The sequence below is a fragment of the Yeosuana aromativorans genome (genome assembly GCF_014646655.1).
Lineage (GTDB): Bacteria > Bacteroidota > Bacteroidia > Flavobacteriales > Flavobacteriaceae > Yeosuana > Yeosuana aromativorans.
In genome coordinates, this window is record NZ_BMNR01000003.1 from 369,605 (window position 1) to 390,225 (window position 20,621).

General features: G+C 36.2%; 18 protein-coding genes. 11 read left to right on the forward strand and 7 right to left on the reverse strand.

Going from position 1 to position 20,621, the window contains the following annotated elements:
- Nucleotides 1–25 precede the first annotated feature (25 nt).
- Nucleotides 26–3,436: a DUF8818 domain-containing protein gene (locus tag IEW94_RS08630; protein ID WP_188652021.1), complete on the forward strand. Its 3,411-nt coding sequence runs from the start codon at nucleotides 26–28 to the stop codon at nucleotides 3,434–3,436.
- Here the strand turns inward: IEW94_RS08630 and IEW94_RS08635 are convergent.
- The 5 genes from IEW94_RS08635 to IEW94_RS08655 form a co-directional block, all read right to left on the reverse strand.
- A complete protein-coding gene (locus IEW94_RS08635; protein ID WP_188652023.1) occupies nucleotides 3,433–4,368 on the reverse strand; it encodes a M28 family peptidase in 936 nt (311 codons plus the stop codon). The two genes, IEW94_RS08630 and IEW94_RS08635, sit on opposite strands and share 4 nt — an antisense overlap.
- Before the next feature lie 86 nt (nucleotides 4,369–4,454).
- Nucleotides 4,455–5,198: a succinate dehydrogenase/fumarate reductase iron-sulfur subunit gene (locus IEW94_RS08640; RefSeq protein ID WP_188652025.1), complete on the reverse strand. Its 744-nt coding sequence runs from the start codon at nucleotides 5,196–5,198 to the stop codon at nucleotides 4,455–4,457.
- A 6-nt stretch (nucleotides 5,199–5,204) separates the two neighbouring features.
- Complete coding sequence (locus IEW94_RS08645; protein WP_188652028.1) at nucleotides 5,205–7,217, reverse strand: fumarate reductase/succinate dehydrogenase flavoprotein subunit; 2,013 nt, start codon at nucleotides 7,215–7,217, stop codon at nucleotides 5,205–5,207.
- 12 nt (nucleotides 7,218–7,229) lie between these two features.
- Nucleotides 7,230–7,889 carry a succinate dehydrogenase cytochrome b subunit gene (locus tag IEW94_RS08650; protein WP_188652030.1) on the reverse strand — a complete coding sequence of 220 codons (660 nt, stop codon included), beginning with the start codon at nucleotides 7,887–7,889 and terminating at the stop codon, nucleotides 7,230–7,232.
- 162 nt (nucleotides 7,890–8,051) lie between these two features.
- Nucleotides 8,052–9,869 (reverse strand): T9SS type A sorting domain-containing protein, encoded by a 1,818-nt coding sequence (locus IEW94_RS08655; protein ID WP_188652032.1) that lies wholly within the window; start codon nucleotides 9,867–9,869, stop codon nucleotides 8,052–8,054.
- Between the two features lie 87 nt (nucleotides 9,870–9,956).
- Here IEW94_RS08655 and IEW94_RS08660 point away from each other — a divergent pair, with 87 nt between their 5' ends.
- Nucleotides 9,957–11,252: an aminopeptidase P family protein gene (locus tag IEW94_RS08660; RefSeq protein WP_188652034.1), complete on the forward strand. Its 1,296-nt coding sequence runs from the start codon at nucleotides 9,957–9,959 to the stop codon at nucleotides 11,250–11,252.
- A 62-nt stretch (nucleotides 11,253–11,314) separates the two neighbouring features.
- On the opposite strand, the gene IEW94_RS08665 is transcribed toward IEW94_RS08660, so the two are convergent.
- Nucleotides 11,315–12,637 (reverse strand): aspartate kinase, encoded by a 1,323-nt coding sequence (locus IEW94_RS08665; RefSeq protein ID WP_188652035.1) that lies wholly within the window; start codon nucleotides 12,635–12,637, stop codon nucleotides 11,315–11,317.
- 105 nt (nucleotides 12,638–12,742) lie between these two features.
- Between IEW94_RS08665 and IEW94_RS08670 the strand changes: the two genes are divergently transcribed.
- The 4 genes from IEW94_RS08670 to IEW94_RS08685 all read left to right on the forward strand — a co-directional run bounded on the left by IEW94_RS08670 (nucleotide 12,743) and on the right by IEW94_RS08685 (nucleotide 14,859).
- A complete protein-coding gene (locus IEW94_RS08670; RefSeq protein WP_188652037.1) occupies nucleotides 12,743–13,399 on the forward strand; it encodes a hypothetical protein in 657 nt (218 codons plus the stop codon).
- A gap of 23 nt (nucleotides 13,400–13,422) precedes the next feature.
- Nucleotides 13,423–14,202 (forward strand): alpha/beta fold hydrolase, encoded by a 780-nt coding sequence (locus IEW94_RS08675; protein ID WP_188652039.1) that lies wholly within the window; start codon nucleotides 13,423–13,425, stop codon nucleotides 14,200–14,202.
- A 58-nt stretch (nucleotides 14,203–14,260) separates the two neighbouring features.
- Nucleotides 14,261–14,527 carry a DUF1660 family phage protein gene (locus IEW94_RS08680; RefSeq protein ID WP_188652041.1) on the forward strand — a complete coding sequence of 89 codons (267 nt, stop codon included), beginning with the start codon at nucleotides 14,261–14,263 and terminating at the stop codon, nucleotides 14,525–14,527.
- An 80-nt stretch (nucleotides 14,528–14,607) separates the two neighbouring features.
- The gene (locus IEW94_RS08685) at nucleotides 14,608–14,859 is read left to right on the forward strand and encodes a DUF1660 family phage protein (RefSeq protein ID WP_188652042.1); all 252 of its coding nucleotides are present in this window, start codon (nucleotides 14,608–14,610) and stop codon (nucleotides 14,857–14,859) included.
- Here IEW94_RS08685 and thiL read toward each other — a convergent pair.
- Entirely contained in the window at nucleotides 14,856–15,902 is a 1,047-nt protein-coding gene (gene thiL, locus IEW94_RS08690) for a thiamine-phosphate kinase (protein WP_188652044.1), read from the reverse strand. The two genes, IEW94_RS08685 and thiL, sit on opposite strands and share 4 nt — an antisense overlap.
- Nucleotides 15,903–16,229: 327 nt before the next feature.
- Between thiL and IEW94_RS08695 the strand changes: the two genes are divergently transcribed.
- From IEW94_RS08695 to sufD, 5 genes are read left to right on the forward strand one after another with little or no spacing between them, the layout of a single operon-like run.
- On the forward strand, nucleotides 16,230–16,559 hold the full coding sequence (locus tag IEW94_RS08695) for a HesB/IscA family protein (protein WP_188652046.1): 330 nt from the start codon (nucleotides 16,230–16,232) through the stop codon (nucleotides 16,557–16,559).
- A 26-nt stretch (nucleotides 16,560–16,585) separates the two neighbouring features.
- Nucleotides 16,586–18,034, forward strand: a complete 1,449-nt coding sequence (sufB, locus tag IEW94_RS08700; protein WP_188652215.1) for a Fe-S cluster assembly protein SufB — start codon at nucleotides 16,586–16,588, stop codon at nucleotides 18,032–18,034.
- Between the two features lie 14 nt (nucleotides 18,035–18,048).
- A complete protein-coding gene (locus tag IEW94_RS08705) occupies nucleotides 18,049–18,462 on the forward strand; it encodes a hypothetical protein (protein ID WP_188652048.1) in 414 nt (137 codons plus the stop codon).
- Nucleotides 18,463–18,466: 4 nt separating this feature from the next.
- Complete coding sequence (gene sufC, locus IEW94_RS08710) at nucleotides 18,467–19,219, forward strand: Fe-S cluster assembly ATPase SufC (RefSeq protein ID WP_188652050.1); 753 nt, start codon at nucleotides 18,467–18,469, stop codon at nucleotides 19,217–19,219.
- A 10-nt stretch (nucleotides 19,220–19,229) separates the two neighbouring features.
- Nucleotides 19,230–20,543, forward strand: a complete 1,314-nt coding sequence (gene sufD / locus IEW94_RS08715) for a Fe-S cluster assembly protein SufD (RefSeq protein ID WP_188652052.1) — start codon at nucleotides 19,230–19,232, stop codon at nucleotides 20,541–20,543.
- The last annotated feature ends 78 nt before the right edge of the window (nucleotides 20,544–20,621 follow it).

Consider the following 20,621-nt stretch of genomic DNA (forward strand, 5'->3'; position numbering starts at 1 on the left):
AAACCATTTGTAGTTTAAATATCAAATGAAACTAACAGCCATTCTTTTTGTGTTTTTTATCGGGTTTTGTGCCAAAGCACAAAACCCGAATTCTAACTATAGAAGTAAAAAAGTTGCTGTTCAGGATACCATTGATATTGATATCGTCAGTATAAATCCCAATTACTTTTCCATAAAAACAACGGATAGTCTATTTATTGACAATTCCTATTATACTGTTGATTTTCCGAATGCCAAACTAACACTTTTAAAGTCTATTGAGGCAGATTCTATCATTATAAATTACTTGAAATTTCCAGAATTTTTAACCAAGACCTATCAGCAATTAGATGAACATATTATTGTCAAAAACAATGCAACTGCAAAAACCCTTTATAAACTATCACAAAGCAATCAAGAGTCTAATTTCATTCCTTTTGATGGATTGACAACTTCGGGCAGTATTTCGCGTGGTGTGACCATTGGGAACAATCAAAATTCTGTTTTAAACAGTGAACTGGATTTACAGATCTCAGGAAAACTCAACGATAAGGTTTCATTACGAGCCTCTATTCAAGATGCCAATATTCCGTTACAGGAAAGTGGTTATTCACAACGATTGGATGAATTTGACCAGGTATTTATTGAACTCTATAGTGACCGTTGGAATGTTCGCGCCGGTGACATTGATTTATTGAAGACCAATTCCTATTTCGGCAATTTTTCAAAACGGGTTCAAGGTCTTATGTTAAATTTTAAACTGGGTGATGAGAACGCAAAAACAAATCTGTTTGCCGCAGGTGCTTTGGTGCGAGGGCAGTTTACAAGAAGCCAGTTTACAGCTCAAGAAGGCAATCAAGGGCCCTATAAATTACAAGGTCCCAATGGCGAATTATATGTGCTCATTGTGTCCGGAAGTGAAACGGTTTATGTTAATGGCGTGGCCGTAAAACGCGGTGAAGACCAAGATTATATTATTGACTATAACGCAGGTGAAATCATTTTCAATTCAACATTTCCCATAACTTCTGAAATGCGCATTACGGTTGATTATCAATACAGCGAACGCAACTACTCCCGTTTGGTGGCCTACGGTGGCGGAACCTTTGAAAGCGACAAGCTTAATTTTGGGGTTTCGGTCTATTCTGAAAACGATGCCAAAAACCAACCCTTGCAACAAAACCTGTCTGAAGAACAGGTGCAAATACTATCAAATGCTGGAGATGACAGAGCGTTAATGGTTGCCCCTTCAGCCGTTAAAGATTCTTATACTGACAACAGGATTTTATATAAAAAAGAGTTGATTAATGGTCAAGAAGCATTTGTGTTTTCAAATAATCCTGATGATGAACTCTATCGCGTTACCTTTAGTTTGGTTGGCAATAATCAAGGCGATTATGTATTGAGCAGTACCAATGCTATTAATAACATTTATGAATATGTAGAACCCAATGCTGGCATTCCACAAGGAAATTATGCGCCTGTTGTGCAGCTTGTGGCACCTTCCAAACTTCAAATGGCCGTAATAAATGGGCAATATAACCCTTCAGAAAAAACAAGTCTTGATTTTGAAATGGCTGGCAGCAAAAACGATTTGAACTTGTTTTCCAATCTTGACGATGCCAACAATAACGGGTTTGCCGGAAAACTTAAAATATCACAATCCCTTACCAAAAATGATAGTCTTTGGAACTTAAAAGCCTTTGCCGATATTGATTACATTCAAAAGAATTTCAAGACCATTGAACGTTTGTACACGGCAGAATTCAATCGGGATTGGAATATAGAAAACCCATTGGGTAACCAACAATTGTTTACAACGGGCATGCAATTGAGCCATCCTGAAAAAGGGATGGCTACTTATCAATTTGAGCACTTGGGTTACTCTGAGAATTTCAATGGAAACAGACACGTTATAAACGCCAATTTACGTCTTGATAAATTTAGCATTACATCTTATTCCAGTTTTTTAAAAGCTTCTTCAAACATCAACACTTCAACATTTTTAAGGTCTTACAACCGTATAACGTACAGCATGAATCACAGTTGGCTAGGTACCAAACTGGCCCTTGAGGATAATGAACAAAAAAACACTGCCACTGAAGAATTAACACCATTGAGTCAAAAATTCAAATCATACGACGTGTTTTATGGTATTGGTGATAGTACAAATGTGTTTGCTGAAATTGGTTATAAAAACAGGGTAAATGACAGTATACGGAATAACCGACTGCAAAAGGTGAACACATCAAATACCTTATATTTAGATTCTAAACTCATTCAAAATAATAATACAAACCTGTCTTTGTATGTCAATTACCGAACCCTTAAAAATGAGGACAAAACCGTTGCTGATGACCAATCCTTAAATTCCAGATTGCAATACAGTCAAAAGTTTTTTAATCAAATCGTACAGTGGAATACCGTTTTTGAAACCAATTCAGGAACCTTACCGCAACAAGATTTTACCTATGTTGAAGTAGATCCGGGAAAAGGTACGTACACATGGATTGACTATAATGAAAATGGCATTCAGGAATTAGAGGAATTTGAAATTGCACAGTTTCAAGACCAAGGCAAATACATAAGGGTACTGTTACCCAATCGCATATACATTAAAACACATCAAAACAGATTGAGCCAAACGCTCACCATAAACCCATCACAATGGGCCGTGAGTGATAATACATCCCGAAAATTCTGGTCGCACTTTTACAATCAAACCAGTTATTTGATTGACAGAAAAATTAAAAATACTGGCAACAACTTTAACATTAATCCGTTTCAAGCAGATGCCGACAACCAATTGGGCTTGCAGTTAAATTTACGGAATGTATTGTTTTTTAATAGAGGCAAGCAACATTATACAACGTCATACACATTTTTAACCAATAAATCCCGAAATGTTCTATCCATTGGATTTTTGGAAAGCAGTTTAAAAAGCCATCAATTTAACTTCAATCATAAAATTGAGGAAAGCTGGTTAATTGACCTGTCTTCTATTTTTGAAACCAATTCAAGTACAAGTGAAAATTTCAGTAGCAAGAATTTCAATTTCAATGAGCAGCGGTATAATCCAAAACTGTCCTATTTGTTTAATGATAATTCGCGCTTTGACCTATTTTACCAATACACTTCAACCAAAAACTCCATCGGTGATTTAGAATCGTTAAAACAACAAAAATACGGGGCTTCCTTTACGCTATCAAACAATCAAAAAGGCGCTATTAATGGTGAGTTTAATTATTTTTCAAATAATTTTGTTGGAAATCCAAACACGCCTGTTGCCTATCAAATGCTTGAAGGTTTACAACCAGGAAAAAACTTCACTTGGAGTTTATTGGCACAAAAAAAACTAACTAAATTTTTAGACTTAAACCTGAGCTATTTTGGCAGAAAAACCGAAACCAGCAAAACCATTCACACAGGAACCGTTCAGTTAAAAGCTTATTTTTAAAAATTAAGCAAATCTATTTTTTGGAAAACAGTAATAATGCTCTTAACGGATTCTATATAAAAATCTGGCTGGATGTTTTCAAAATCATCCGTTGGCATATGGTAATCTTTATGGTCTTCAACACCAAAGTATAAAAAGGGAATTCCTTTTTTATTAAATGACCCATGATCTGATGAATAGGTCCAATTTTCCAAATCATCCGCTTCATCATGCCCCGCAATAAGTTTAAAGGTTTCAGATTGTTTGAAATTCGAGATGAGATATTTGAGCGTTTTATTGGATGTTGTACCTACAGCGAATAATTCATTTTTATCACTTCGGCTAATCATGTCCATATTTAAATCAACCATAATGGATTTTAAGGACACTATTGGATTATTTACATAATATTTAGAGCCTTTTAAACCTAACTCTTCAGCATCAAAAGCGGCTAAAATTACCGAATGTTTTGGTGGATTGTTCTTTAAATATTCGGCAAAACTAAACAGGGCACATGTTCCAGAAGCATCATCATCTGCTCCATTGTAAATCTCACCATTCTTTATGCCTTCATGATCATAATGCGCACTTACTACAATATATTTATTTGGTTCTTCTGTACCTTTTATCAAACCTAATATATTACTCCCATTATATTGCTTACCCCCTTCAAAAAATGAAAAAGGTTGCTCATAATTTTTGTATAATGGTAATACATCAAGCTTTTGAAATTCATTTATAACATATCGTCTTGCTTTAATGCCGCCTTTAGTCCCGGTTCGTCTTCCTTCAAATGCATCAGATGACAAAGCCTTGATGTGTTGCAATAATGAAGTCTCATTAAAAAGCTGTTTAGAAACTAAATTATAATGTGTTTGAGAATTACTTTGCCCAAAAGTCAGGCAAAAAACGAAGCTAAATAATATTGTTAATAAACTGATTTTAAATTTCATTAAAGGGATTTTTAAATGGAGGGCAAAGCTAAATAAAAAACCCAAGCTAAAGCTTAGGTTTTTTTTATTATCGATGAATGGAACAATTATGATAAACTGGCTTTCATTAATTCCCTATTCATACGGGCAATATTATCCAACGAAATACCTTTAGGGCATTCTATTTCACAAGCTCCAGTGTTGGTACAGTTTCCAAACCCTTCCAAATCCATTTGGGCTACCATATTTCTAACACGGTCTGCCGCTTCTATCTGTCCTTGTGGCAATAAAGCGTATTGCGATACTTTGGCGCCAACAAACAACATAGCTGATGAGTTTTTACAAGTTGCTACACAAGCACCACAACCTATACAAGTTGCTGCATCCATAGCTTCATCGGCGGCATGTTTTGAAATCGGAATAGAGTTGGCATCTTGGGTATTTCCTGATGTATTCACTGAAATATAACCCCCTGCTTGTTGAATACGTTCAAAAGCACTTCTATCTACCACTAAATCCTTTATTACAGGAAATGCTTTAGCTCTAAATGGTTCAATGGTAATGGTATCGCCATCTTTGAACATTCGCATGTGCAATTGACAGGTGGTAACACCCCGGTCTGGACCATGGGCTTCACCATTGATGTACATGGAGCACATACCACAAATCCCTTCACGACAATCATGGTCAAATGCAACAGGTTCTTCTCCTTTATTTATTAATTGTTCATTCAAAACATCCATCATTTCTAAAAAAGACATATGTTCCGAAATATCAGTTACTTTATAATCGACCATTTGACCCTTTGTATTTGAGTCTTTTTGTCTCCAAATTTTAAGTGTTAAATTCATAATGTCTTATTTGTATGAACGTTGTTTCAGTTCAATATCCTTAAATTCTAATTGTTCTTTGTGCAGTACGGCATCGGCTGGTTCACCTTTATATTCCCAAGCAGCCACATAGGCGTAATCCTTATCATTACGCTTAGCCTCTCCTTTCTGCTCACCATCCAATTCAACAGATTCTTCACGGAAGTGACCTCCACAGGATTCATTGCGCTCCAAGGCGTCTTTAGCAAACAACTCGCCGAGCTCCAAAAAGTCAGCTACACGTCCGGCTTTTTCCAATTCAGGATTCATTTCATTGGCTGATCCAGGAACGTTCACTTCTTTCCAAAATTCTTCACGTAATGCTTTAATTTCTGCCATGGCTTCTTTTAAACCTTTTTCGTTACGTGACATACCACATTTATCCCACATAATTTTTCCTAGTTTTTTGTGGAAATGGTCTACTGAATGTTTCCCTTTATTGTTGATGAAGAAATCAATACGGTCTTTAACCTCTTTTTCGGCTTCATCAAATTCTTTGGTGTCTGTTGGAATTTTTCCTGTTCTAATCTCATGTGATAAATAATCGCCAATCGTGTATGGCAATACAAAATATCCATCAGCTAGACCTTGCATTAAAGCCGAAGCTCCAAGTCTGTTTGCTCCATGGTCTGAGAAGTTGGCTTCACCAATACAATACAAACCGTCAACCGTAGTCATTAAGTTATAATCTACCCAAATACCACCCATGGTGTAATGGGTTGCAGGATAAATCATCATCGGTGTTTTATATGGATCTTCATCAACTATTTTCTCATACATTTGGAATAGGTTTCCGTATTTAGCCTCTACAATCTTCTTACCTAAATCATATATTTTTTCTGCAGACGCATTTTCTATGTTGTGGATTTTGGCCTGCTCTTTTCCGTACCGTTCAATGGCCGATGCAAAATCTAAAAACACAGCTTCTCCTGTAGCGTTCACACCATATCCGGCATCGCAACGTTCTTTAGCTGCTCTGGAAGCGACATCACGAGGCACTAAATTTCCAAAAGCAGGATAACGTCGTTCTAGGAAATAATCTCTGTTTTCTTCGGCTATATCTGTAGGTTTTAATTTTCTTTGTTGCACCGCTTTGGCATCTTCAATATTTTTAGGCACCCAAATACGTCCATCATTACGTAATGACTCAGACATCAAGGTTAATTTTGATTGGTAATCACCTGAACGCGGAATACAAGTTGGATGGATTTGAGTAAAACATGGGTTAGCAAAATAGGCGCCTTTTTTATGGATTTTCCAAGCGGCTGTTGCATTACTTCCCATGGCATTGGTTGATAAGTAATATACGTTACCGTAACCACCAGATGCTATTACTACAGCATGCGCTGAATGACGCTCAATTTCTCCGGTAACCAAATTTCTCGCAATAATACCTCTTGCTTTACCATCTATTTTTACAACATCCAACATTTCATGGCGATTGAACATTTCAATTTTACCACGTGCTATTTGTCGGTTCATGGCCGAATAGGCTCCCAACAATAATTGTTGACCTGTTTGCCCTTTGGCATAAAATGTTCTGGAGACCAAAACCCCACCAAACGAACGATTATCCAACAATCCTCCATAATCTCTTGCAAAAGGAACGCCTTGAGCCACACATTGGTCAATAATATTTGCAGACACCTCAGCCAAACGATATACGTTGGCTTCACGAGAGCGATAATCGCCCCCTTTTACAGTATCATAAAATAACCGATATGTTGAGTCTCCATCACCTTGATAGTTTTTAGCGGCATTGATACCTCCTTGCGCTGCAATAGAGTGTGCACGTCGTGGCGAATCTTGATAGGCAAATGCTTTTACATTATATCCTAGTTCAGCCAGCGTTGCAGCCGCTGAACCACCAGCTAAACCTGTTCCAACAACAATAATGTCAATGTGACGTTTGTTGGCTGGGTTAACTAAATTGATTTTATCTTTATAAGTTGTCCATTTATCTTTAATTGGACCTTCTGGTACTCTTGAGTTTAAAGCCATTCTTTTATAAGATTAATGGTTAAAATGATGATATAATGCAATGATAATAAACAGTGCTGGTATGACGATGGCATACGCTTTACCTATTGATTTCAAGGTTTTTTTTCTACCAGCCGTTATTCCCATTGATTGAAATGCCGATGTAAAACCATGGGCCAAATGCAATCCTAAAAGCACAAATGCTATCACATAGGCGCCTACACGTAACGGACTCACAAATTTGTGATGCAATTCTGCATAATATCTTGTTGGATCGGCTGGCAAAGCTTCTATATACTTATAATTGATTTCCGGAAACCAAAAATCTATAAAGTGCAGTACGATAAAGGCTAAAATTACCAATCCGCTATATATCATGTTTCTGCTTGCCCACGATGAATTTGCCGCTCCGTTGTTTTTCACATACGGAACCCCGAGAGCTTTTTTGTTTTTAATTTCCAGTACAAATCCCATCACAAAATGGAATACGACACCAAAAATCAATATGGGTTGCATGATAAATTGTATAACCCAGTTTGTTCCCATAAAATGCGATGCTGCATTAAATGTTTCTTCACTAAAAACAGATAATAAATTAACAGAAACGTGCATTAACAAGAAAATCATTAGGAAAAAAGCTGAAAGCGCCATGGCCACTTTTCTTCCAATCGAAGATTTAAAAAATCCGCTCATTATTTTGAAGTTATTTATGTGAATACAAAAGTACACTTCAATAACATTATAGACAAAAAGTTAGGCTTCTAAATGATTATTTAGAATCATTTTAAAGTACTTTGTTTCATCAAACAAAAATGGACTCACAAATGAGTCCATTTTTATCGAATTATTGGTTAATTATTCAATTACTATTTTTTTGGTTACAAACCCACTGTCTGAATGAATGTTCACAAAATAAATTCCTTTTGAAGCTCCTGGCAGGTTGATAGATTTTGTTTTGGAGGCATCGGAAAAAATGAACTCAGAAATTTGCCTACCACTTAAATCATAGACGGTTGCTTTGGTTAAGTTCACATTTAACTCATTACTAATATAAAACTCGCCATGGCTTGGGTTGGGATAGATTTTTACAGCGTCATTAAAAGCTATATCATCTACACCCAAACTACAGCTTCCGGCATAGTTGGTCATTAAATCTAAAAGACAAATCTGATTAGTTGTGCTCCTGCTTTGTATGTCATTGCCTGCAGCAATATCATCACTGCTCAACGTCCTATTGGCCTCTCCGGCAGATATGTTGTAATGCATGATGGCATTGGTATTGACTACATGACCCAACTGATGGCCATGGCCCAATTCATGTACGGCCACGCTCTCAAAATCATAAGCCAAGGTAGGAATCCCAGTCCCATAATACCAAGTGGTGGCATCATCAAATACAATGTCCAACTCGCTAACATACCAGTCATAAGATCCGCCATTGGAGCATCCGTTATAATATGAATAACAAGTTCCCAAAACCCCTGCACCTAACTCACTACCATTGTCAAAGCGAATAACGTTTATATTGTCTTTGGCCTTAACATCAGTAGCAACGGGGGTATTTGAAATGGTCCAATTTATTTTAGTTGTGCATCGCCATGTTTCCAAAGCTCTTTCAAAGGCCGCTTTGGCTCCAGGATGTTCTGTATCATTAAAAAAATCCGTTTGCATTTTCCAGATATATCCTCCCGTTTGAAAACTTTGTCCATAATGCTGAAGTGGATAAGCTATTGGCTTTAATGGCCCATTTACTCCGGGCGGTGTATCTCCTGTATGGTCATCCGCATCGTAAACAACATTAAGTTCTGAATAACTGACAGTTAAATCTGAAGAAGAAATGGCGCTTGAACTGGATGGTGGTGTGACACGAACTTTTCCTGTGCCCGCCCCTGAAGGGATTTCTACAACAATTTCATTATCATTCCATGAAACGATTTGGGTCTCTAGGGCATCTACAAAACCTGCACCTCCATTATCAGCATCGGCAAAACCTACAGCTCCAATAGAAGTTCCGAACCCCGAACCATTAATGGTTAATTGGTTTTGGGTTCCTGCTGTTGCCGTTGTAGGGTTGAAACTTGAAATCACAGCTGCGAGAGTTTTATTTTGATTTAAAGACTTGTTTATTTCCGCAGCATTAAAACCTGAAACCTCAACGTAATTTTTACGTGTTATTGATTTAATCTCATCATAAAATGCAGATGAAATCCCTTGTTTTTTATTAAAAGGGTTGGTTGCAATATTATCCATTAAATCATATTTATAAAACCCTTGTATTGCACTGTAAGCCTTATATGTTTTATTGACAGAAGTTTTGCTAATCCTATTTGAATTGGCATCTTGCTTTAACAGAAATACTCCCGTATCATTATTTCTGAGCTTAAGAGCAGATGAAACATCCAAAGCCTCTAACCCTACTCTACCTCCTTCTGTTACAACATCTACGGTCGCTACGGAATTCCCTTTAAAAACTTTATAAACCTGAATAGTATTTTTGGTATAAATTAAATTATTCTCCCAATAAGATATCTTGGAAATTACTTTACCTTCAATCACCAAATCAGAATTAATAATTTGTTGACTTAAGGGGATTTCTCGTAACATGTTTTGAGAGAACAGGTTACCACTTAAGACTAATAAAGTCAATATAAAAACACTTGGAATTTTTTTCATGGCTAAATTATTGTGATGTCATCAAAAATAGCGAATTATCCCAATATGTCTATTTGTTTTTTTAATTTTATGGAAAATAAAACTATCATGAAATATAATCCTATAAACAAGTCTCTTTTTATCCAAAACAGAAAAAACTTTACGGCAAAAATTCAACCAAACAGCTTAGCCGTGTTTAACTCAAATGATATTTATCCCATTAGTGCCGATAGCACCTTGCCTTTTGAACAACAACGTGATATTTTTTACTTAAGCGGTGTTGACCAAGAGGAAAGCATTTTGGTGCTATTTCCAGATTGCCCAAAAGAAAAGCACCGTGAAATATTGTTTTTAAAGGAAACCAATGACCATATTGCTATTTGGGAAGGCGAAAAACTAACCAAGGAGGCTGCTTTTGAAGTTTCTGGAATCAAAACGGTTTATTGGTTGAAGGATATGGAAAAAATCATGTTCGAGCTCATGACCCAATGTGATACCGTTTATATAAACACCAATGAACATTACCGGGCTAATGTAGAAGTTGAAACCAGAGAAGACCGTTTTACAAAATGGTTAAAGAATAAATACCCAGCTCATAGCGTAGCAAAAAGCGCTCCTATTTTACAGCGCTTACGATCTGTTAAAAGCCAAATTGAAATAGATTTGATACAGCATGCCTGTGATATTACAGAAAAAGGCTTTCGTCGTGTGCTGAATTTTGTAAAACCAAATGTTTGGGAATATGAAATTGAAGCTGAATTTATGCATGAATTTTTAAGAAACCGTTCTAAAAAATTTGCTTATACACCTATTATTGCATCAGGTAATAATGCCAATGTACTGCATTACATTGAAAACAACCAACAATGCAAGGCTGGCGATTTAATATTATTGGATGTTGGTGCTGAATATGCCAATTACTCTAGTGATATGACTCGTACCATCCCTGTTTCTGGAAAGTTCACCAAACGCCAAAAAGAAGTTTACAATGCCGTGAACCGAGTAAAAAACGAAGCGACCAAAATGCTTGTTCCTGGAACCGATTGGGCTGAATACCATGTTGAGGTTGGCAAGCTGATGACTTCTGAACTGATAGGATTAAAACTATTGGACAAAGCAGATGTAAAAAACGAAGATCCTGATTGGCCAGCTTACAAAAAATACTTTATGCACGGAACGTCCCACCATATGGGATTGGACACACATGATTATGGTATTTTAACCGAGCCCATGCAAGCCAATATGGTTTTTACCGTAGAGCCTGGCATCTATATCCCAGCAGAAGGGTTTGGAATCCGTTTGGAAGATGATGTGGTCATTAAAAAAACTGGTGAGCCTTTTAATTTAATGCGTAATATTCCTATTGAAGCTGAAGAAATTGAAGACATCATGAATTCTAAATAAAAGAAGAAAGGGTCGTTTTTTCAAACGACCCTTAACACTGATTTTACTACTAAATTTTACATTTACAGAGTGACTAATTCAAATAAATAATCGTTTAGTTTGCCCAGCGTTGTTATTTTATCTTTGGCGTTTACCAATAAAGAAATATTGTTATTGCTGCCTCCATAAGAAATCATTCTAATCTTAACATCCTGCAATATTTGGAACAGTTTATAGGTTTCTTGGTGATTAACGATAGAATGACCTACCAAACAAACAATGGTTTGATTTTTATCAACTTCCACCGTTGAGAATTTTTCAAGTTCTGATAAGATTTTATCCAAATTGCTATCGTCATCTATTGTCAATGAAACGGCTACTTCAGATGTTGTAATCATGTCAATAGATGTTTCATACACTTCAAAAATCTCAAATACTTTTCTCAAAAAGCCATGAGCCAATAACATACGTCCAGATTTTATCTTGATGGCCGTAATGTTGTCTTTTGCAGCAATGGCCTTGATTCCATTTTCAGTATGGTCATTATTGATTAAGGTACCAAAAGCCTCAGGATTAAGCGTGTTTTTTAATCGTACGGGAATATTATCTTCCCTTACCGGCGTGACGGTTTGTGGATGCAAGATTTTAGCTCCAAAATAAGCCAACTCAGCAGCTTCATCAAACGACAGATTTGAAATAGGATGCGTGTTATCTACATACCGTGGGTCATTGTTATGCATACCATCTATATCTGTCCAGATTTCAACTTCTTCTGCTTTTATAACCGCTCCAATAATGGTTGCCGTGTAATCACTGCCACCCCGTTGCAAATTGGCAATATTCCCTTCTTCATCCAAACAAATAAAACCTTGGGTAATATATATATCAACATCTTCGGCAGCATCCATAACGGATTTTAAATCTTGTTTGATGTAAAATAAGTCTGGTTCTTTATTTTTGTCAATTCGCATAAAACTTAACGCGGGAAGTATTGTTGAAGATACACCTTCCTGCTTTAGGAAACAGTTAAATATAAAAGTAGACAGTAATTCACCTTGGGCTACAATTTGGTTTTCCAGGTTAATGGAATACTCTGCATAGGTACATTCAACCAAAAAGTTAAATATTTCGGTCACATAGTTTTTGGCCTCACTGTTCAAAGCCTCATCAAGCAAGAGATTGTCAATGGTATTAAAGTAAGCCTCATGCAATTTGTTTATTTTTTCAATAGCCTCATTTGGCATACCGTTGGCAATATTACTGGCTATGGCAACTAAGGCATTGGTTGTGCCAGACATAGCCGACAAAACCACGATTTTTTTGTTGCCATCATCAATAATGCTCTTTACGTTGCGCATATTTTGGACACTTCCCACAGAAGTTCCTCCAAATTTTAATACTTTCATATGTTAATATTCATATTTTCTATGGCGAAAGTATGTTACATTACTCAATTTAAGATATTTATTAAAAAAAAAGATTACTTTTGCACAAATTGTTAAATAATTAACATGAAAACTGTATCTAACTGTGTTGAAGACATTTTAATAGCGCAGCCTTACCTTGAGGAAGCACTTTCCAGAAACATTATCAATTTCAGTGCTTTAGCTATTGAGTTGACGGAGCCCATAAGCAAAATGCTTAAAAAAGATGTGAAACCGGGAGCCATTATGATGGCCTTAAGGCGCTACAATCCACCAATTTCATTATCAAACTCCATAAAAATGAAAAAGGTGATCCAGAATTTAGGTGATATTACGGTACGATCAAATTTGACTGATTTTACAGTTAAAAATTCCGAAACACTAATTGATAACCATGCACAAATTCTTCAAAAAATAAATGAAGAGTCTAAATTGTTTTACACCTTCACAAGAGGTATCCACGAAAGCAATATTATTGTATCAAGTAGTTTGAACGATTACATTAACACGCATTTTCAACATGAAACGTTTATAGCAGTTCAAGAAGGGTTGACCGCCATTAGCATAAGTTTGCCTGAAGACAATTCGAAAATAGCAGGACTCTATTATCACTTTTTTAAACGCTTGGCCTGGGAAGGTGTTGTGTTGTACGAAGTTATTTCAACCACTAATGAGTTTACCATATTAGTTGAAGAAGATTATGTGGATAATGCGTTTTTGGCAATCAAACGGTTTAAGACTTAATTAAGATTAAAGGTTTAACTACCATGATTTTACAACACAAAGGCATACAGGTTTTTTACACAGATAAAGGTAAGGGTAATGCAGTGGTGCTACTACATGGTTTTTTGGAAAACTCTAATATGTGGAAACCATTGGTTTCTAAACTGTCTAAAACCAATAGGGTAATTTGTATTGATTTGCTGGGTCATGGCAAAACCGGTTGTCTGGGTTACATCCATTCCATGGAACTGATGGCTGAAACTGTTCACGCGGTTCTTAAACATTTAAAAATAAACCGTTCAATTTTTATAGGACACTCCATGGGAGGCTATGTGGCTCTTGCTTATGCAGAGACATATTCAAAGGAAATTCTTGGTTTGTGCTTGATGAATTCTACTGCTCAAGCTGATAGTGAAGACCGCAAACAAAATAGAGACAGGGCCATTGCGGCTGTTAAACAAAATTATAAATCATTTGTTGGAATAGCGGTCGTGAATTTATTCAGACCAAAAAACAGAACCATTTTTTCTGAACAAATCAAATTGATAAAACAAGACGCATTAAAAACTCCCGTTCAAGGAATCATTGCGGCTTTGGAAGGCATGAAAATAAGAAAAGATAGAACAAGATTATTAAAAAATTCTCCTTTTAAAAAGCTAATGATTGTAAGCAAAAAAGACCCTGTATTGAATTATAATGATTTGATGGAACAAGTTCTAAATTCTGATGTAAACATCGTGGAATTTCCTGATGGACACATGAGCCATGTCGAAAACAAAAGCTTATTCTTACAAAATATTGTGCATTTCATCGAAAATATATAGCTTTTTAACGTTTTTATCGATTTTTATTTTATATTAGTAAGCTCTAAATCTGAAGCTTATGGGAAAAATTACTAACAAACCAGCATTCATTCCAAGCATGTACTGCAACATTTTTGGCCATGATTATGAAGTCAGTAAAAAAGTGACTTACCACGTAAAAGAGTATACCTGTAAACACTGCAAAAAGCAACTAACAACTAACAGTAATGGTCATTTAATTGAATTGACCCCAAAGTTTAAGGAAATCAATGCCATACTGGAACGCATACACAACTCCAGAGCAGAACGTTCAAAGAAGAAAATGATCACTTCGTCGATTTATTAACTACTTGTTTAAAACATCAAAAACCTTTTTTTACCTTAAGGCCCCTTAAGAAAATTAATTAAAAAAAGCGCAAAATTTTTATGAAAAACATCCAGTGCAAGTTATTTGGCCATGATTTTATTGTAACCCGAAAAGTTACCTATCATGTTAAAGAATACACCTGCAAAACCTGTAAAAAACAATTAACTATCAACGGAAATGGCCACTTAATTGAACTGTCACCAAAATTCAAGGAAATCAATGACGTTCTAGAGCGTGTTCACTACAAACGCAAGATGATGAAATCTGGCGAAAAGAAATATACCAAACGTGGATTCCAGATTCCTGCCTAATCGTTGAAATTTTTCCACCCCTGAGCTGTAATTGGAATTCTGTTGTCAGCTCTTGTCACCAAATGTAATCCTGCTTCTTTTTCTTTAATATATCCTATTACCGTAAAATTTGGATTAGCTTTTATTTTTGGGTAATCGTCTTGTGATATGGTGAACAATAATTCATAATCTTCACCTCCATTTAGTGCAACTGTTGTACTGTCTATATTAAATTCTTCACAGCTTGAAATCACGGCTGGATCCAATGGTATTTTTTCTTCATACAAGTCACAACCAACTTGACTTTGGGTACACAAATGAATAATCTCTGAAGACAAACCGTCACTTATATCTATCATTGAAGATGGTTTAACCTTCAAATCTTTTAAAAGTTTAATAATGTCCTGTCTGGCTTCTGGCTTTAGTTGTCGTTCAATAAGATAGGTGTAAGGTTCCAAATCCGGTTGATTGTTGGGATTTACCTTATACACCTCTTTTTCTCGCTCAAGTATTTGCAAGCCCATGTAGGCAGCTCCCAAATCACCAGTAACGACTAGCAAATCATTGGGTTTAGCGCTGTTTCTGTAAACTTCATCATTTGGTTCAAGGGTTCCTATTGCAGTTATTGAAATCAACAAACCTTTATTTGATGATGTTGTATCACCACCTACCACGTCAACATTATAAATAGTGGCGGCCGTTTCTATTCCGGCGTAAAGCGCTTCTAAAGCTTCTAAAGGAAACCTGTTTGAAACCGCTATGGAAACCGTGATTTGTGTTGCTGTTGCATTCATGGCAAAGACGTCTGATAGATTGACTATTACCGCTTTATACCCAAGGTGTTTTAACGGCACATAAGTCAAATCAAAATGAACACCTTCAACAAGCAAATCCGTGGTTACAACAATTTTCTTGTTTTTAAAATTCAAAACAGCCGCATCATCTCCTATACCCTTTACGGTAGAGGCCTGTTTTATTTTGAAATTCTTTGTTAAATGGTCAATCAAGCCAAATTCACCTAAATCACTTAATTGGGTTCGTTGTTGGTTTTTATCTTCTATCATGGTGCAAAAATAAGAAGCTTATCAATATAATTCGTATTCGTTATATTTAAAAAACCCAAACAGTTACAATATCAAACAAAATGGCATAATTATTATTCGATTTAATTGTTTTTTGAAAAGAACGTATTGTGAACAAGTTCCATAAGAAAAACCTATAAAATGATATACTAATATAATGTTAGGATATATTGAAATCCGTGACTTATATTGTATATTTGTACTTTATTTAGAAACTTTCTTAATAAAAAATAGTTTTATTGAAGCTGAGTTTCTACTGAAAATTAATATTAAGTAACTATCGGGGTTTTATTGCCCATATTAAGAATTATGATAAAAGTTTCAGAAACAGCTAAGAAAAAGGTCATTGAGCTTATGCATGACGAAGGTTATAATCCTAGCACAGATTATATTCGGGTTGGCGTAAAAAGTGGTGGTTGTTCTGGTTTATCTTACGATTTAAAGTTTGATAAAGAAAGCCAGGAAGGAGACAAAGTATTTGTTGATAATGAAGTTAAAATCATTGTTGACAAAAAAAGTTTTCTGTACTTAATAGGTACTACACTTGAATATTCTGGAGGACTTAACGGAACCGGATTTGTGTTTAATAACCCCAATGCAAACAGAACATGTGGTTGTGGTGAATCTTTTTCACTATAAAAACTACAATTTTGAAGACAAAAGCAATGAATAAATATACTGAAGACGATTTAAGAGAAGAACTTAAAACCAAGGAATATGAATATGGTTTTTACACCGACATAAAATCGGACACGTTTCCTGTTGGTTTAAACGAAGACATTGTTCGGGCTATTTCACTTAAAAAAGAAGAACCGCAATGGATGACGGATTGGAGACTTGAATCGTATCGTGCTTGGGAGAAAATGGTTGAACCAGAATGGGCCAATGTACATTATGCAAAACCCGATTTTCAAGCCATTTCCTATTACTCGGCTCCTAATAGTAAACCAAAATACAACAGCTTGGATGAGGTAGATCCTGAATTATTGGCGACTTTCCAAAAGTTAGGGATTTCACTTGACGAACAAAAAAAACTAAGTGGTGTAGCAATGGACGTGGTGGTTGACTCGGTATCTGTAGCAACTACATTTAAGAAAACCCTTGCCGAAAAAGGTATCATTTTTTGCTCAATTAGTGAAGCCATTCAAGAACACCCAGAATTGGTGAAAAAATATATTGGTACGGTTGTTCCCCAAAAAGACAATTTTTATGCAGCTTTAAATAGTGCAGTGTTCAGTGATGGTTCGTTTTGCTACATTCCAAAAGGCGTAAAATGCCCTATGGAACTGTCGACCTACTTTAGAATTAATCAAGCCGGAACCGGACAGTTTGAAAGAACATTGGTCATTGCCGATGAAGGCAGTTACGTAAGTTACCTAGAAGGTTGTACAGCGCCCAGTAGAGACGAAAATCAATTGCACGCTGCTGTAGTGGAATTGATTGCTCTTGATAATGCCGAAATAAAATACAGCACTGTTCAAAATTGGTATCCAGGAAATTCCGAAGGAAAAGGTGGTGTTTATAATTTTGTGACCAAACGTGGATTGTGTGAAACCAATGCAAAAATTTCATGGACACAGGTAGAAACAGGAAGCGCCGTTACTTGGAAATACCCTAGTTGCGTTTTAAAAGGTGACAACTCGGTTGGTGAATTTTACTCCATTGCAGTTACCAATAATCACCAACAAGCTGATACGGGCACCAAAATGGTCCATTTAGGAAAAAACACCAAATCAACCATTATTTCAAAAGGTATTTCGGCCGGTAAATCGCAAAACAGTTACCGTGGTTTGGTACAGGTTCATGCTCGTGCAGATAATGCCAGAAACTTTTCACAATGTGACAGCTTGTTAATGGGAAATGATTGTGGAGCCCATACCTTTCCTTACATTGAAGCAAAAAACAAAAGTGCTAGGATAGAACATGAGGCAACCACCAGTAAAATTGGTGAAGACCAAATTTTTTATTGCAATCAGCGTGGTATTGATACTGAAAAAGCCATTGCCCTTATTGTTAATGGGTTTAGCAAGGAAGTCCTGAATAAACTCCCTATGGAGTTTGCTGTAGAAGCACAAAAATTACTGGAGATAAGTTTAGAAGGTAGTGTTGGTTAAACAAAAATAAACACATGAAACAAGTACTTATTGTTCTAGTAACTTTTGCAATGTTGTTCAATTGCAAAAACAAAAAAGAAGACACCAAAATCACGCAAGAACCGTCTTCTACAGAAAAGGTGGCTACAGAAGCTAACGGCCTGACACTTTTAAAAGGTGAGTTCATTTATTATGCAGATGCTGCCGTTTTAGAAACGCCGACTGAAATCTATGGTGTTGTTATAGACGACAACATGCATGAACTGGACAAACAAGTACAGCCTTATAAAAAATTGCCTACCGATATGGTTCCGGTTGAAATCAAAGGCAAGATAATACCCAAGCCAGACAATGAAGAAGGGTGGCCATTTAGAGTAGAAATAAAAGAAATAGTTAAGGTTTCAAAACCAAATTTAGAAGATAATAACGTAGTAACATTAGGTAAATAATAACATGTTAAAAATTAATAACTTACACGCCAGTGTAGAAGACAAATCCATATTAAAGGGTATCAATTTAGAAATAAATCCAGGTGAGGTTCATGCCATAATGGGACCAAACGGTTCTGGTAAAAGCACCTTGGCATCGGTCATTGCTGGCAAAGAAGATTATGAGGTTACTCAAGGAAATATAACCTTTGAAGGCAACGACATTGATGAATTAGCCGCAGAGGAGCGTGCCCATAAAGGCATCTTTTTATCATTTCAATACCCAGTGGAAATACCAGGTGTTTCGGTTACCAATTTTATGAAAACCGCTATCAACGAAACTCGTAAAGCCAAAGGTCTTGAAGATATGCCTGCCAAAGACATGCTTAAGCTTATCAGAGAAAAAGCAGAGCTTTTAGAAATAGACAGAAAGTTTTTATCTCGTTCATTAAACGAAGGGTTTTCAGGAGGCGAGAAAAAACGAAATGAAATTTTTCAAATGGCCATGCTAGAACCTAAATTAGCTATCCTTGATGAGACAGACTCTGGACTTGACATTGATGCGCTCCGTATTGTAGCAAATGGTGTTAACAAACTTAAAAGCAAGGACAATGCTGTTTTGGTCATCACACATTACCAACGGTTATTGGATTATATAGTTCCAGACTTTGTGCATGTTCTGTACAACGGTAAAATAGTAAAATCCGGCACCAAAGAACTGGCTCATGAGCTAGAAGAAAAAGGTTACGATTGGATTAAAGAAGAAGTGAACGCTTAACAACAAGCAAATGGATTTAAAAGAAAAACTCATATCATCCTTTTGGGCATTTGAAAATCATCTTGATGAAGATTCTTATTTGCATCCCATAAGGACTGATGCCATCAAAAGGTTTGAAGAAAAAGGCTTCCCCTCAAAAAAAGAAGAAGCCTGGAAATACACTTCACTAAACAGTGTTTTAAAACATGACTTCAGCGTATTTCCTAAACAAGAAAATGCAATAGAGTATAATGACGTAAAAAAATATTTCATCCACGATATTGACACCTATAAAATTGTGTTTATTGACGGGAAGTATTCGTCACACCTATCCCAAACCACACATGATGGTATGGACATCTGCCTGATGTCTTCAGCATTATCAAAACCAAAGTACCGTATTTTAATTGAAAATTATTTCAATAAAATAGCTGAACAAGAAAGTTTAACCTCGTTAAATACCGCGTTCTCAAGTGAAGGGGCCTATATTCATATCCCAAAAAACAAAATGGTGGCAAAGCCTATTCAAATCATCCATTTTTCTACAGGAAATGAATCGGCTATCATGTTGCAACCAAGAAACCTAATTGTGGTTGATGAGAATTCGCATGTACAAATCATTGAACGCCACCAAAGTTTAACAGACAACCAAGTACTGACCAATAGCGTTTCTGAGGTGTTTGTAAACAAACGTGCTATTGTTGATTATTACAAAATACAAAACGACAATTTAAACGCGTCTTTAATTGACAATACCTATATCAAACAAAAACAAGAAAGCATTTGCTCGGTCCATACATTTTCGTTTGGAGGGAAATTAACTCGTAACAACCTTAATTTTTCACAACAAGGTGAGCGTATCAATTCTACCCTAAAAGGCGTTACCATTATTGGTGACAAGCAACATGTAGACCACAATACGTTAGTGCACCACGTAGAACCAAATTGCGAAAGCCACCAAGATTACAAAGGCATTTTTGGAGATAGCGCAACCGGTGTTTTCAACGGAAAAATCATTGTTGATAAAATTGCACAGAAAACCAATGCGTTCCAATCCAACAAAAATATATTGGTCAGTGACAAAGCCACCATCAACACCAAACCACAACTTGAGATTTTTGCCGATGATGTAAAATGCTCACATGGTTGTACCGTTGGCCAGTTGGATGAAAGTGCTATGTTTTACCTGCGTTCTCGCGGTATTCCAGAAAAAGAAGCCAAAGCGTTATTGATGTACGCTTTTAGTAACAACGTGTTGAATTCAGTTAAAATCCCAGAGATAAAACAACGTATCAATAAAATCATTGCCAATAAACTAGGTGTCAACATCGGGTTTGATTTATAAAATTATTTGAAGCTAAATCCCGCTTTCGGCAGTCGCTCTCATTGAGGAGCTCCAACAAATGCCTCAATCGGGGCTAAA